A 14403-nucleotide genomic window follows, 5' to 3' on the forward strand; every position below is an offset into this window, starting at 1 on the left:
GCTCCGGTACAGGGGCTTATTGACCCTTGCGGATCAGATAGCGGTAGGGGGCCTGCTCTGTCTCGCTGGCGACCAGGGTGTGATCCATAAAGCGGCAGAAACTGGGGATGTCGCGGGTGGTTGAAGGATCGTCGGCGCTGACCAGCAGGGTCTCGCCATCCGCCATCAGCCGCACTTTCTTGCGAACCATCATAACGGGTTCCGGGCAACGAAGCCCGATTGCGTCCAACTCGTGAGTCGCGCCGCAGAATAAATCACTCATCTATTATCAACCTTCAACCTATTCGGCTGCCAATGATACTCAGGGCTAAAAAATAATCAAACAAACGCCCCATTAACCAGCATATGTAACCGAAATGTTATTCGGCCCTATCCAGCTTGCGCCGGACGAGTAATATAAAAATTGAACCATATTCAACAAGGAGGTGAATATGCAGGTCTCCTACGGCAGATTACAAGCCTATGCAGGCATGGGGTTCTTGTCCTTCGCCATGATAGTGATGGGCAGCCCGATCGGGAATACCGGTACCTGGTTCGGCTCCATGGTGATGGTCGGGTTGGGGCTCTGGATCGAGCTCAGCGATTACTATGACGAGGATGAGGACGAGAACGATCAATCCTGAATCGGATGACGATTCAACAACAAAGGCGGAGCAATTCCGCCTTTGTCATTTCTGCCGTTTGGCAATGTGCCCGGATTAGCGGGTCGAGCGCATCGCCCGCTCCAGATGCAGCGCCGTCTGCTCCGGGTTGGCCTTGGGGTCGTTGAAGAAGTTGCTCAGCACATCGAGGATCGCCTGCCGCATATTGGTCGGCGTCGCCATCCCCTCCGCCATGCTGGGCAGCAGGTTGTCCTGCTTTTCCGCCAGCAGGAAGTCCTGATAGGAGCGGACGGCGCAGCGGTCGAACTTGCTCATGTCGGGATTGGTCAGAGCCGGAATAGACCCCTTCACCCGATTGAACTCCTCCTGAAATTGCGGCGTCATCAGCAGTTGGGCCAGATCCCCCTGCGCCTGCAGCTGGGCCGGATCCCGCTGTTTGAACATGGCGATGGAGTCTAGGTTGTAGCTGAACAGTCCGGCGCTACCCGGGCTCGGCAGGCAGGCGATATCCTCACCCGGCCGGTAGTTGCCCGCGCTCAGCTCCCCCTTCACCCAGTCGCCCATTACCTGCATGGCGGCGCCACCGCTCTCCAGCAGATTGGTGGCCTGATGCCACTTCAGACCGGCGTATTTTTGCGGCACATAGGCGCGCAGCTGCTGGAAACGGGTCAACACCCGTACCATGTCGGGGCCGGTCAGGGTGGCGCTGTCCTGCTCGAGGAACGCCTTGCGATAGAATTCTTTTCCGCCCTCACCGAGTGCCACCGTTTCAAACAACACCGCCAGCTGCCAGGGCTCGTTGCCGATGGCGAGCGGAGTGATGCCCCGTTTTTTAAGCTGGTCGGCGACGGTGACAAACTGGGCCCAGCTGGTGGGTGGAGTCAGCTTGTTGCGCTCGAACACCTTGCGGTTGAGCCACAGCCAGTTGACCCGGTGGATGCCGGTGGGCACCGCCATCAGGGCGCCATTCTGGCTGAGGGTAGCACGCACCATTGGCGGCATCTGACTGTACCAGCCGAGGTGTTCGGCCATGGGGGTGAGATCGCGCAGGAAGCCGAGCCCGGCCCACTCCTTGAGCTCATAGCCCTTGAGGTGGGCCGCTTCGGGCGGGTTGGCGGCCAATGCCCGGCTCTTCAATACCGTCATGGCACTCTTGCCGCCGCCGCCCTGTACCGCGAAGTCGTTCCACTGGTTGCCCTGTTTGGTCCACTCGGATTTGAGCACTTCGACCGCTTTCGCTTCGCCACCGGACGTCCACCAGTGCAGCACTTCCACCTGGGAGGCGGCAACGGGAGCAGAGAGCAGGGCGATGACAGAAAAAGACAACCACTTCATAAGGTTACTGCCTTGGTAGGGAGAGCGTGGCCTGCAGGCCACCTTGCGGACGGTTTTCCAGCACCAGATCGCCGCCGTGGGCGTGGGCAATGTTGCGGGCGATACCAAGACCGAGGCCGGTGCCGGCCTGATCGGTACTGAGCCGGTAATAGGGCTCGAAGATGCGTTCGAACTGATCGTCCGGCAGGCCGGGGCCCTCATCCATGATAAAGAGAATCAGCATCTCCTCGTCATCCATGATGATTATGCGCACCTTCTGGCCGTACTTGATGCCGTTGTCCACCAGATTGCCGATGCAGCGCTTGAGCGCCAGCAGCTTGCCGCGATAGGGCCACTTGCAGTGGCCTTCGATGGTCAGCCGCTCGTCGTGCAGGTTCATCGACTCCGCCATCTGCTCAAGCAGGGCGTTGATGTCGATCTCCTCGATATTCTCGTGAATGTCGGTCTCTTTGACCGTCTGCAGCGCTCCTTTCACCATCAGCTCCAGCTCGTCGAGATCCTTGTTGAACTTGGCGATCTGTACCTCGTCATCGAGCAGCTCGACCCGTAGCCGCAGCCGGGTGATAGGGGTCTTGAGGTCGTGGGAGATGGAGCTGAACAGCCGCTCTCTATCATCGATATAACGGCGGATGCGGTGTTGCATGATGTTGAAGGCACGGGTCGCCGCGACGATCTCGGAGGCACCCTCCTCCTTGAGCGAGGGTTGGTCGATATCCTTGCCCAGATTCACCGCCGCCTTGGCGAGACGGCGCAGCGGGCGGGTCTGCCAGCGCACCAGCATAAAGGTGAAGAAGCAGAGGAACACCGTCATCAGGGCGATGAAACGCACCTGATTGCTCGGCATCACGGTATCGTCGAGGGTCATGTAGGGGGCGGGCAGCAGGGCCGCCAGATAGAGCCACTCCCCCTTTTCAATTTCAATCTGTGTCACCAATACCGGCGGATTGAGCGGTTCCAGCGACAGGGTGTAGCGGGCCCAGGAGGAGGGGAGATCCGCCAGCAGGGTGTCGTTGTTGAAGACGTGGAGGTCATCGGGTCGGGAGAAATCCACCTTGATCGCCATGGCGTCGGAGAGCTTGCGGGTCAGCACTCCCTGAACCTCCTCCAGCACCTGCGTCTTGCGTTCGCTGTCGGGGATGGCGTTGATGTGGATCTCCTCCTCGTTGAGCGAGACGAAGAAGCGGCTGCCCCCCATGTTGCGCAGCTGGTCCAGCGCGATATGGCGATATTGCAGCGGCAGGGATTTGAAGAAGTTGACGGTGGAGGCGGCAGACATGGCGAGGTTGCGGGTGGTGCTGAGCATCCCCTCCAGCTCCCGCTTCTGGATCTGTTGCATCCAGATGCCGGTCAAAATGGTCTGGGAGAGCAGGATGGCCAGCAACAGCAGCAAGATCATCCGTGACAACAGGGAGCGGGGTACCAGCGCCCCCCAGGACCACTTGTTGCTCATGGCAGCTCGTGCACCTCGGCAATCAGCATGTAGCCACTGCCGCGAATGGTCTTGATGATGCGCGGGCTCTTGCCGTTGTCGCCCAGCTTCTGGCGCAGACGGCTGATCTGTACGTCGATACCGCGCTCCATCGGCAGGCTTTCGCGGCCGCGGGTGGCATCCGAGATGGTGTCCCGATCCAGCACCACGCCGGGCTGTTGCAGGAACATGCCAAGCAGCATGGCGTCGCTACCGGAGAGATCCAGCAGGCTGCCATCATCATGGGTCAGCTGGTGGCTCAGGGTGTCGAGGGTCCACTCGGCAAAACGCAGGCGGCGGCTCGGCTCTTTCTCTTTTTCCGGCTGGCGGAATTCGGCGCGGCGCAGCAGCGCCTTGATGCGGGCCTGCAGTTCACGGGGGCTGAACGGCTTGGCGATATAGTCGTCGGCGCCGAGTTCCAGGCCGATCACCCGATCCGCTTCGTCGGAGGCGGCGGTCAGCATGATGATGGGCACCTGGGAGTCACGACGGATCTGCTGGCAGAGGGTAAAACCGTCCTCGCCGGGCATCATGATGTCCAGAATAATCAGGTCCGGGCTGTGCTGGGCGAGTTGCTGGCGCATCTCGTTGCCCTCCGCCGCCGTCAATACCTGAAAGCCCGCCCGGGTCAGGTACTCATTGAGCAGCTCGCGGATCTCTTGGTCGTCATCGACGATCAGCAGTTGTTTGCTCATTGACATATGTATGTGCATCCACCCATTTTTTTGTGCAGATTGAACCTGTCGGGGGAGTAAAAAGCAAGCAAGCCCCCTATCTAATGTGAGGTTTAAGGCAATAACAGCCTATTGATAAGATTAAAACGAAAAAAGGCCGACCCAAACGGGACGGCCAACAGACAGCTTCTGACCACTGACGAGCACCCCGTGTGGCGATCGTCACAGACTTGAAAAGGGGCCAGTCAGACTGGCCCCGAAAAGGGGCAACTCTCAGTAGTGCATCCGGTCGATCCGGCTGGTTATCACACCCGTTCAAACACGGTGGCGATACCCTGACCCAGACCGATACACATGGTGGCAACCCCCAGGGTGGCATCCTTCTCCTCCATCAGATTGATGAGGGTGGTGGAGATGCGGGCACCGGAGCAGCCGAGGGGGTGACCCAGCGCAATGGCGCCACCGTTCAGGTTTACCTTCTCGTCCACCAGATCCTGCAGACCCAAATCCTTCACGCAGGGCAGGGACTGGGCGGCAAACGCCTCGTTCAGCTCGAACAGGTCGATGTCACCGACGGTCAGACCGGCCCGTTTGAGCGCCTTCTGGGTCGCCGGCACCGGGCCGTAACCCATGATGGCGGCGTCGCAGCCGGCGATGGCCATGGCACGAACCTTGGCGCGCGGCGTGAGGCCGAGGGCCTTGGCGCGATCCGCGCTCATCACCAGCATGGCGGCGGCGCCATCGGACAGGGCCGAGGAGCTGCCGGCGGTGACGGTACCGTTGACCGGGTCGAACACCGGGCGCAGTTGGCTCAGGGTTTCGACCGTGGTCTCCGGGCGGATCACCTCGTCATAGTCGTAGAAGAAGCGGGCGCCGCTGGCGTCATGGCCTTCCAGCCCGACGATCTCCTTGGCAAAACGCCCTTCCACGGTGGCCGCGTGGGCGCGGCGGTGGGAGCGGGCGGCAAACTCGTCCTGCTGCTGACGGCTGATGCCGTGCAGCTTGCCGAGCATCTCGGCAGTCAGCCCCATCATGCCGGAGGCTTTCGCCACCGACTTGGCCATGCCGGGGTGGAAGTCAACGCCGTGGCTCATCGGCACGTGGCCCATGTGCTCGACGCCGCCGATGATGAAGATATCCCCATCACCCACCTGAATGGCGCGGGAGGCGTCGTGCAGCGCCTGCATACTGGAGCCGCACAGACGGTTGACGGTGACCGCCCCCACCTGCTTCGGAATTCCGGCCAGCAGCGCGGCGTTGCGGGCGATGTTGAAGCCCTGCTCCAGGGTCTGCTGCACGCAGCCCCAGTAGATATCCTCGATCTCGTTCGGGTCGAGGTTGGGGTTGCGCAGCAGGATGGATTTCATCAGGTGCGCGGACAGATCTTCTGCACGCACGTTGCGGAAGGCGCCGCCCTTGGACCGGCCCATCGGGGTCCGGATACAGTCGACAATGACTACGTCTTTCATGAATGGATCTCCTTTCCGCAATCAGTAGAAGGTTTTGCCCTGGGCGGCCATCTCGCGTAAGCGGTCGCTGACGCGGTAGAGCGGGCCCAAGTCGGCATACTGGTCGGCCATGGCCACGTAGCGATCCAGACCGATAGTGTCCAGATAGCGGAACACGCCGCCGCGGAAGGGAGGGAAGCCCAGACCGTAGACCAGTGCGATGTCGGCTTCGGCTGGCGTGGCGACAATGCCCTCTTCCAGACAGAGCACCACCTCGTTGATCATCGGGATCATCATGCGGGCGATGATGGCGTCCTTGTCGAAATCCTGTTTCGGCTTGGCAATGGGGGCCAGCAGCTCGTAGCTGGCGGCGTCGGCCACCTTCTTCGGTTTGCCCTTCTTGTCCTGCTCGTAGGCGTAGAAGCCCTTGCCGTTCTTCTGACCGAAGCGGTTCACTTCGTACATCACGTCGATGGCGGTGCGACCTTCCTTGCTCATGCGTGCCGGGAAGCCCTGTGCCATCACGTCACCGGCATGGTGACCGGTGTCGATGCCGACCACATCCAGCAGGTAAGCGGGGCCCATCGGCCAGCCGAACTCTTTCTCCATCACCTTGTCGACGGCGGCAAAGTCGGCGCCATCGGCAACCAGTTTGTTGAAGCCGAAGAAGTAGGGGAACAGCACCCGGTTGACGAAGAAGCCAGGGCAGTCGTTGACCACCACCGGGGACTTGCCCATCGCGGCGGCGTAGGCCACCACGCGGTTGATGGTTTCATCGGAGGTCTGCTCGCCGCGGATTATCTCCACCAGCGGCATGCGGTGCACCGGGTTGAAGAAGTGCATGCCGCAGAAGTTCTGCGGACGCTTCAGCCCTTTGGCCAGCAGGGAGATGGGAATGGTGGAGGTGTTGCTGGCGAGCACGGCGTCTTCGCCGATGATCCCTTCCACTTCGCCCAATACGGCGGCCTTCACTTTCGGGTTCTCGACCACGGCTTCGACCACCACATCCACGTGCTTGACGTTGTCATAGCTGAGGGTCGGAGTGATGGCAGAGAGCACCTGGCCCATCTTGATGCCATCGATGCGGCCCTTTTCGAGCTGGCCGTTGAGCAGCTTGGTGGCCTCATTCATGCCAAGTGCCAGCGCCTTCTCGTTGATATCCTTCATCACCGCCGGAATGCCCTTGCTGGCAGACTGGTAGGCGATGCCGCCCCCCATGATGCCGGCACCCAGTACGGCGGCGTGACCAGTGGCCTTAGCTGCCTGCTTGGCCGCCTTCTTGGCCAGCGCCTTGATGTGCTGATCGTTGAGGAAGATACCGACCAGTGCCTTGGCGACATCGGTCTTGGCCAGCTTGATAAAGCCTTGTGCCTCGACGGCCAGCGCCTCGTCACGGCCCATACCTGCGGCGGCCTCGACGGTTTTCACCGCGGTCATCGGCGCCGGATAGTGTTTGCCCGCCACGGCGGCAACCATGCCGGCGGCGGTGGTGAAGCTCATCATGGCTTCCAGTTTGGAGAGGCGCAGCGGGGCTTTCTTGGCGGCGCGACGGCTCTGCCAGTCCAGCTTGCCCGCGATGGCGTCCTTGATCATCTGCAGCGCAGCGCTCTGCAGCGCGTCGGGGGCGACCACGGCGTCGATAGCGCCTACCTTGAGGGCGTCATCGGCACGGTAATCCTTGCCGGTGGTGATCCACTCGAGCGCGTTGTCGGCGCCGATCACTCGCGGCAGACGGACTGTGCCGCCAAAGCCCGGCATGATGCCGAGTTTGGTCTCGGGCAAGCCGACTTTGGCGGTGGTGTCGGCCAGACGGAAATCGGTGGAGAGGATGGTCTCGCAGCCGCCACCGAGGGCGTGGCCCTTGATGGCGGAGAGGGTCGGCACCGGCAGATCTTCGATGGCGTTGAAGATATCGTTGGCCTTTTTCAGCCAGCCGAGCAGATCTTCCTGCGGCAGATCGAACAGTTCCAGGAATTCGGTAATGTCGGCACCGACGATAAAGGCGTCTTTGCCGGAGGTGAGGATCAGACCTTTTAGTTCACGTTCTTGTTGTAATGCGGCGATCGCTTCGCTCAGGGAGAGCAGGGTAGCGCGATCCAGCTTGTTGACTGAACCCGGGGCATCAAACCTCAGCTCGGCAATGCCGTTTTCGAGGTAGCTGACCGACAGGGTTTCGCCTTGGTAGATCATGAGAGTGTCTCCTTGTTCCCACTCAGTGGGGAGTGGTGCTCCTTAATCCCCAGCAGGGGGCGAGGCTCACTATTGATCCAAAAGGAGACATTTTCAACACCTATTTAAAACATTTGTTTAACAGATCTCGAGTAAAAGCTCTTCATCACAAAACGGGCAAAAGAGAGGCGCCTTGCGGCGCCTCGGATGAATATGAGTTTGCTATCAACTGGCCAGTTCCGGCCGGTTGCGATACTGGTTCAGCACCTCGGGATCGGCGAGGGCATGAGTATTGTTGACGGGCCTGTTGTGCACCACCTCCCGCACCGCCAGTTCGACGATCTTGCCGGACTTGGTGCGGGGGATGGCATCCACCTGCAGGATGCGAGCGGGCACGTGGCGGGCGGTGCAGTGCTGCTTTATTTGCTGGCGGATCCGCTCGCGCAGCGGCTCATCCAGCTTGCAACCCGACTTGAGCTTGACGAACAGCACCACCCGCTCGTCTTGCTGCCACTGCTGGCCGATGACGATACTCTCCTCCACCTCGTCCAGCTGCTCGACATAGCGGTAAATTTCGCTGGTGCCGATCCGCACGCCCCCCGGATTGAGGGTGGCGTCGGAGCGGCCGTAGAACAGAATGCCGCCGGTCGGGGTCAGCTCGATCCAGTCGCCGTGGCACCAGATGTTGTCGAACCGTTCGAAGTAGGCGGCATGGTACTTGTCGCCATTCTCGTCGCCCCAGAAGTAGATGGGCTGGGCCGGGAACGGCTTGGTGCAGACCAGCTCGCCCTTCTCCCCCTGCACCGGCTGGCCCGCTTCGTTGAACACCTGCACCGCGAGACCGAGGCCGCGCCCCTGACTCTCGCCGCGATAGACAGGGCTGAGCGGGTTGCCGATGACGAAGCAGGAGCAGATGTCGGTGCCGCCTGAGATGGAGCTGAGCTGCACATCCTGCTTGATCTGCTGATAGACGTAGTCGAACCCCTCCGGCGACAGCACAGAGCCGGTGCTGCAGATCAGCCGCAAGTGCGGCAAGTCGTGGCTGTTGATGGGGGCATAACCCTGTTTGTGCAGCGCGTCGAGATACTTGGCCGAGGTGCCGAACAAGCTGACCTGCTCGTCGCGGGCGAGATCCCACAGCACGTTGCCGTCCGGGTAGAAGGGCGAGCCGTCATATAGAACCAGAGTGGCGCCGGAGGCGAGCGCGCTCACCAGCCAGTTCCACATCATCCAGCCACAGGTGGTGAAGTAGAAGATCCGCTCCCCCGGCTTGATGTCGCAGTGCAGCTGGTGCTCTTTCAGATGTTGCAGCAGGGTGCCGCCAATCCCGTGGACGATGCACTTGGGTTTGCCGGTGGTGCCGGAGGAGTAGAGGATGTAGAGCGGGTCATTGAAAGCCATGGACTCGAACTGGAGGCCGGCGTCCGATTGGCTTGCCAGCAGTTGCTGCCAGTCGTGACCAAGCTGCAGCGGGTTGCCGAGCAGGGGGATCATCACTGTCTGCTCTATGCTGTCGATCTGGCTGACGACCCCTGCCACTTTGTCCTGAATATCAATGGCCTTGCCGTTGTAGCGATAGCCATCCACCGCAAACAGCACTCGCGGCCGTGTCTGGCCGAAGCGCTCTACCACGCTGGCCTCGCCAAAGTCGGGGCTGGTGGAGGTCCAGATCGCCCCCAGACTGGTGGTTGCCAGCATGGCTACCACGGTTTCCGGGATATTGGGCAGATAGGCGGCAACCACATCGCCACGACCAATCCCCTGATTGCGCAGCCATTGAGCCAGCCGGGCAACCTGTTCCCCAAGCTCACGCCAGCTCAGGGTGTGGCTTGGGCTCCCTTCGATGCGGGAGATGATGGCCGGGCTCTCGTCCTGGCGGCGCAGCAGGTTTTCGGCGAAGTTGAGGCGGCTGTCGGGGAACCAGCGGGTGCGCTGCATATCCTGACGATTCTCCGCCACTATGTTGCCGAGTTCGCCCTTGACGCCGCAGTGCTGCCACACCAGCGGCCAGAAGCGGGTGGTCTTTTCCACCGACCATTGCCACAGCTGCGGATAGTCCTGCAGTTGCAGGCCGTGGAAGCGGTTCACCTCTGCCATAAAGCGGTAGAGGTTGGATTGCTGCATCCTGAGCGGCTCCGGTTGCCACAGGCAGAGGTTGTCCATGAGTAATCCCTGACTTCATGTATCTACCGGCAGTGTATTGAATTGTTTTTGATTTGTTAATGATTGGTTTTCTGTTGATAACAAACGCGTTTGTAACGTATGCGTTACCTCACGAAGCGGCAGCTTGACGGGTCGAGCCGCCAAGCGCTTGATGTTATGCTGCAATCACATTCACCTCGGAGCAGGACGCCATGAGCAGCTACAGCCAACTTTTTGCCCAGCACCTCGATACCTTGCAGCAGCGCACCCGCGACATTCTGCAACAACAGGGGCTCAGCGGACTGGCCATCCACTCCGGCCAGACCCACCGCATCTTCCTCGATGATCAGGATTACCCGTTCAAGGTAAACCCCCACTTCAAGGCCTGGTTGCCGGTGCTGGACAATCCCCACTGCTGGCTGCTGGTGGACGGGGTGAACAAACCAATCCTGCTGTTCTACCGCCCGGTGGATTTCTGGCACAAAGTAGCGGATCTGCCCAATGCCTTCTGGGTCGAGTTCTTCGATATCCGTTTCCTGACCCGGCCGGAACAGGTGGCCGACCATCTACCTGCCAACAAGCAGGAGTGGGCCTATTTGGGCGGTCATCTGGAAGTGGCTGAACTGCTGGGGCTGACCCAGCCCAATCCGGAGGCGGTGCTCAACTACCTGCACTATCACCGCGCCTACAAGACACCTTACGAGCTGGAGTGTCTGCGCGAGGCGAACCGGATTGGGGTACGCGGCCATATCGCCGCCAAGGACTCCTTTATGGCGGGGGCGAGCGAGTTCGAGATTAATCTGGCCTACATGAAGGCGGTCGGGCAGGGGGCCAATGAGGCGCCCTACGGCAATATCGTCGCCATCAACCGCAACGCGGCCATCCTTCACTACACCCATTTGTCTGCCTTGCGGGTGCCCGATGCGGAGCGCCACTCCTTCCTGATCGATGCCGGCGTCGATTTTCATGGTTATGCCTCCGACATCACCCGTACCTGGGCGTGGCGGCGCGGTGAGTTTGCCGATCTGATTGCAGCCCTCGACGAGCAGCAGCAGGAGATCATCAAGGAGATCAAACCGGGTCGTCGCTACAGCGAGCTGCATCTGCAGATGCACCACAAGCTGGCGCGCCTGCTGCAAGCGACCGAGTTGGTGGATATGTCGGTGGACGAGATGATCAACACCGGGGTGACCAACGTCTTCTTCCCTCACGGCCTCGGCCACTTCCTCGGTTTGCAGGTGCACGATGCGGGCGGTTTCATGCAGGATGAGCGCGGCACCCATCTGGCGGCGCCCGAGCTGTTCCCCTATCTGCGCTGCACCCGGGTGATGGAGGTGGGTCAGGTGTTCACCATCGAGCCGGGTCTCTACTTCATCGACAGTTTGCTGGAGCCGCTGCGTCAGGGCGAACAGGGCAAGAGGGTCAACTGGAACAAGGTGGAGGCGCTGCGTCCGTTCGGCGGCATCCGCATCGAAGACAACGTGGTGCTGCACGCCAACGGGGTGGAGAACATGACCAGACAAGCAGGACTCTGATGGCGGCTGCGTACTCCATTCCGGCTGCCCCGCTGGAGTTGACCGAAGAGATAAAGAAGAGCCGCTTCATTACCCTGATCGCCCACACCCCGACCGTCGAGGCGGCCAAGGGGTGGGTCAACGAGATCAAACGCCAACATCCGGCCGCGCGCCATCACTGCTGGGCGTTTGTGGCTGGTGCGCCGCAAGATAGTCAGGTTTATGGCTTCAGCGATGACGGCGAACCTTCCGGTACTGCGGGCAAGCCGATCCTGGCCCAGTTGATGGGCTCGGGGCTCGGTGAAATCTGCGCCGTGGTAGTGCGTTACTACGGCGGCATCCAGCTTGGCACCGGTGGACTGGTCAAAGCCTATGGGGGCGGTGTCGGTGCTGTCCTCAAGCAGCTGCCCACCCTGCTCAAGGTGCCGCGCACTCCCTCTCTCATTCACTGCGATTACGGTGACATGGGGACGGTCGAGTCGCTGATCAGCAGCCATAATGGCGAATTGCTGGCGGCCGATTACGGTCAGCAGGTCACCTTGCAGGTGGCGTGGGAGTCCTCGGTTTGGGCTCAGGTGGACCGTGAATTGACCGACCGGACTCATGGGCGGGTATCCCTCAGTCCCTTAGATGGCTAGAATCCATCGCTCTTTAATTGGGGAAAGGGAGCTGTAATGCACATTCTGAGCATTATTCGCATTGTTGGCCTGCTGGTTGCGCTGTTCAGCTCGACCATGCTGTTGCCTGCACTGGTGGCCTTTGGCTATCGGGATGGTGGTGGTGCCGAGTTCGTCAGCTCTTTTCTGATCGCCCTGCTGCTCGGCGTGGTGCTCTGGTTTCCCAATCGCTACCACAAGAAGGAGATGCGCTCGAAAGAGGGCTTTCTGATTGTGGTGCTGTTCTGGACCGTGCTGGGCAGTGTGGGGGCGGTGCCCTTCATCATGAGCGACGTGCCGGACATGTCGGTCTCGGAGGCCTTCTTCGAATCGTTCTCCGGCCTGACCACCACTGGCGCAACGGTACTGACCGGGCTTGATAATCTGCCCAAGGCGTTCCTGTTCTATCGCCAGTTGCTGCAGTGGCTGGGGGGGATGGGGATCATTGTACTGGCGGTGGCCATTCTGCCACTGCTGGGGATCGGGGGTATGCAGCTCTATCGCGCCGAGATCCCGGGGCCGGTGAAGGATACCAAGGTGACGCCGCGCATCGCCGAAACGGCCAAGGCGCTCTGGTTCATCTATCTGCTGCTGACCGCGCTCTGTGCGCTGGCATACTGGCTCGCCGGGATGACGCTGTTCGATGCGGTCTGCCATTCGTTCTCGACTCTGTCGGTCGGTGGCTTCTCCACTCACGATGCCAGCATCGGTTTCTTCAACAGTCCGGTCATCAACCTGATTACCGTGGTGTTCCTGCTGCTGGCCAGCGTGAACTTTGCGCTCCACTTTACCGTCTTCTCTCACCGTCCGGTGCGGCTCGGTCGCTACCTTTACGATTCTGAACTCAAGGTGTTTCTGGCCATCCAGGCGACCCTGGTGATGATCTGCTTTGTCGCCTTGCTGACCCACGGACACTACGCCACCTGGCAAGAGGCGCTCAACCACGGTCTTTTCCAGGCGGTCTCTCTGGGGACCACCACCGGCTACAGCACCACAACCTATGCCGATTGGCCCTCGTTCCTGCCCATGCTGCTGATGTTCTCCGCCTTTATTGGCTGTTGTGCAGGCAGTACCGGCGGCGGTATCAAGGTGATGCGTTTTATGATCCTGTTCATGCAGGGGATGCGCGAGTTGAAGCGGTTGGTTCACCCCAGAGCCATCTATACCTTGAAGCTGGGGAATCGGGCGGTGCCCGAGCGCATCGTCGAGGCGGTGTGGGGCTACTTCGCCACCTATATTATTCTCTTCTTTATGTTCATGCTGCTGTTGCTGATGACGGGGCTGAACGAAGTGACCGCATTCACCGCTGTTGCTGCGGCTTTCACCAACGTAGGCCCAGGTTTGGGAGAGGTATCAGCCAACTTCGGCAATATCTCGCCAGCGGCCCAGTGGGTACTGGTGTTGGCCATGTTGTTTGGCCGATTGGAAATTTTCACGCTTCTGGTACTGTTTACTCCTGCATTCTGGCGTAGTTGAGGTTGTTATGGACAAGATTCTGGTGCTTTATTCCTCTCGGGATGGCCAAACCCGCAAAATAGTCGATGTCATGCTGGAGCAGATGCCGGGATGCGAAGTGGTGATGCACGACCTGCACACCTTGCCGATGTGCAACCTCAGCAAGTATGCCAAGGTCTTGATCGGCGCCTCCATTCGTTATGGCAACTTCCACCCCAGCCTGTTCAGCTTTATTCACGCTCATCAGGAGCAGCTGGAGGTGGCCAATGCGGCCTTCTTCTGTGTCAACCTGACGGCCCGCAAGCCAGAGAAGCAGACGCCGCAAACCAATGCCTATATGAAGAAGTTCCTGCGCCTCTCTCCCTGGAAGCCGAAAACCCTGGGCGTCTTTGCCGGTGCGCTGCAGTACTCCCGCTATAACTGGTGGCAGACTCGGATCATCCAGCTGATCATGAAGATTACCGGTGGCAGTACTGACACCAGTAAGGACATTGAGTTTACCGATTGGGAAAAGGTACGCAGCTTTGCCCGCGAATTCTGGTCAAAAAGGTAGCAGTGTGATGTGAATTAAGGGTTTTTTGCCCGAAACAGCCCCGCCGATGCGGGGCTTTTGTTTAATAAAGCAACGGTTGAACCGAGAAACTGTAAAAAGTGCCATTTTTTGCAGTTTTCCTCTTGTCATCCCGGCGCCGCTCCCTATAATGCGCCCCTACCAGCACGGCGGAACACGCCGAACTGATGAGCCAGCTTCCTAGTGAAGTGGGCGCCGAAAGAAAAGCGAAAGCAACCGCTTGACTTTCGAAGTGAGAGGCGTAATATGCGCCTCCTCAACGCGATAAGCGTGACGCTCTTTAACAATTTGAATCAAGCAATCTGTGTGGGCACTCACAGCATCGAACATCAAAAACAATTTTTGATTTTCAATGTCTGGTGAAGTGAC

Annotated in this window: 13 protein-coding genes; 5 read left to right on the plus strand and 8 right to left on the minus strand. The window is 59.9% G+C overall.

The annotated features are described in order from the left end of the window. Positions 1-16 precede the first annotated feature (16 nt). Positions 17-262: a sulfurtransferase TusA gene (gene tusA, locus AB5Y82_RS01370; RefSeq protein ID WP_005339470.1), complete on the minus strand. Its 246-nt coding sequence runs from the start codon at positions 260-262 to the stop codon at positions 17-19. A gap of 169 nt (positions 263-431) precedes the next feature. On the opposite strand from tusA, the gene AB5Y82_RS01375 reads away from it, so the two are divergent. Then, positions 432-623, plus strand: coding sequence for a hypothetical protein (locus AB5Y82_RS01375; protein ID WP_005339471.1), 192 nt, complete (start codon positions 432-434; stop codon positions 621-623). Between the two features lie 75 nt (positions 624-698). Here AB5Y82_RS01375 and AB5Y82_RS01380 read toward each other — a convergent pair whose 3' ends face one another. The 6 genes from AB5Y82_RS01380 to AB5Y82_RS01405 all read right to left on the minus strand — a co-directional run bounded on the left by AB5Y82_RS01380 (position 699) and on the right by AB5Y82_RS01405 (position 9859). After that, entirely contained in the window at positions 699-1937 is a 1239-nt protein-coding gene (locus AB5Y82_RS01380; protein ID WP_368173556.1) for an ABC transporter substrate-binding protein, read from the minus strand. Between the two features lie 4 nt (positions 1938-1941). Next, complete coding sequence (locus tag AB5Y82_RS01385) at positions 1942-3387, minus strand: ATP-binding protein (RefSeq protein WP_005357365.1); 1446 nt, start codon at positions 3385-3387, stop codon at positions 1942-1944. Next, entirely contained in the window at positions 3384-4106 is a 723-nt protein-coding gene (locus AB5Y82_RS01390; protein WP_005339475.1) for a response regulator, read from the minus strand. Before AB5Y82_RS01390 ends, AB5Y82_RS01385 begins: the two co-directional genes overlap by 4 nt. A 278-nt stretch (positions 4107-4384) precedes the next feature. Next, entirely contained in the window at positions 4385-5569 is a 1185-nt protein-coding gene (gene fadA / locus AB5Y82_RS01395; RefSeq protein WP_198868326.1) for an acetyl-CoA C-acyltransferase FadA, read from the minus strand. Continuing rightward, positions 5570-7717 (minus strand): fatty acid oxidation complex subunit alpha FadB, encoded by a 2148-nt coding sequence (fadB, locus tag AB5Y82_RS01400; RefSeq protein ID WP_111901185.1) that lies wholly within the window; start codon positions 7715-7717, stop codon positions 5570-5572. Between the two features lie 204 nt (positions 7718-7921). After that, positions 7922-9859: an acetoacetate--CoA ligase gene (locus AB5Y82_RS01405; RefSeq protein WP_111901186.1), complete on the minus strand. Its 1938-nt coding sequence runs from the start codon at positions 9857-9859 to the stop codon at positions 7922-7924. Between the two features lie 191 nt (positions 9860-10050). On the opposite strand from AB5Y82_RS01405, the gene pepQ reads away from it, so the two are divergent. From pepQ to hemG, 4 genes are read left to right on the plus strand one after another with little or no spacing between them, the layout of a single operon-like run. Beyond that, positions 10051-11373 (plus strand): Xaa-Pro dipeptidase, encoded by a 1323-nt coding sequence (gene pepQ / locus AB5Y82_RS01410; protein WP_111901187.1) that lies wholly within the window; start codon positions 10051-10053, stop codon positions 11371-11373. Continuing rightward, positions 11373-11990, plus strand: a complete 618-nt coding sequence (locus AB5Y82_RS01415; RefSeq protein ID WP_111901188.1) for a YigZ family protein — start codon at positions 11373-11375, stop codon at positions 11988-11990. The genes pepQ and AB5Y82_RS01415 overlap by 1 nt, the downstream gene beginning before the upstream one ends. 36 nt (positions 11991-12026) lie before the next feature. Then, on the plus strand, positions 12027-13484 hold the full coding sequence (locus tag AB5Y82_RS01420) for a TrkH family potassium uptake protein (RefSeq protein ID WP_005339482.1): 1458 nt from the start codon (positions 12027-12029) through the stop codon (positions 13482-13484). A 7-nt stretch (positions 13485-13491) separates the two neighbouring features. Continuing rightward, a complete protein-coding gene (gene hemG, locus AB5Y82_RS01425) occupies positions 13492-14016 on the plus strand; it encodes a menaquinone-dependent protoporphyrinogen IX dehydrogenase (RefSeq protein ID WP_005339483.1) in 525 nt (174 codons plus the stop codon). A 198-nt stretch (positions 14017-14214) separates the two neighbouring features. Here hemG and AB5Y82_RS01430 read toward each other — a convergent pair. After that, the coding region (locus tag AB5Y82_RS01430; RefSeq protein WP_368173557.1) for a hypothetical protein at positions 14215-14403 on the minus strand (189 nt) is incomplete at its 5' end.

Source organism: Aeromonas sp. s13 (assembly GCF_040907905.1).
Classification (GTDB): Bacteria; Pseudomonadota; Gammaproteobacteria; order Enterobacterales; family Aeromonadaceae; genus Aeromonas; species Aeromonas veronii.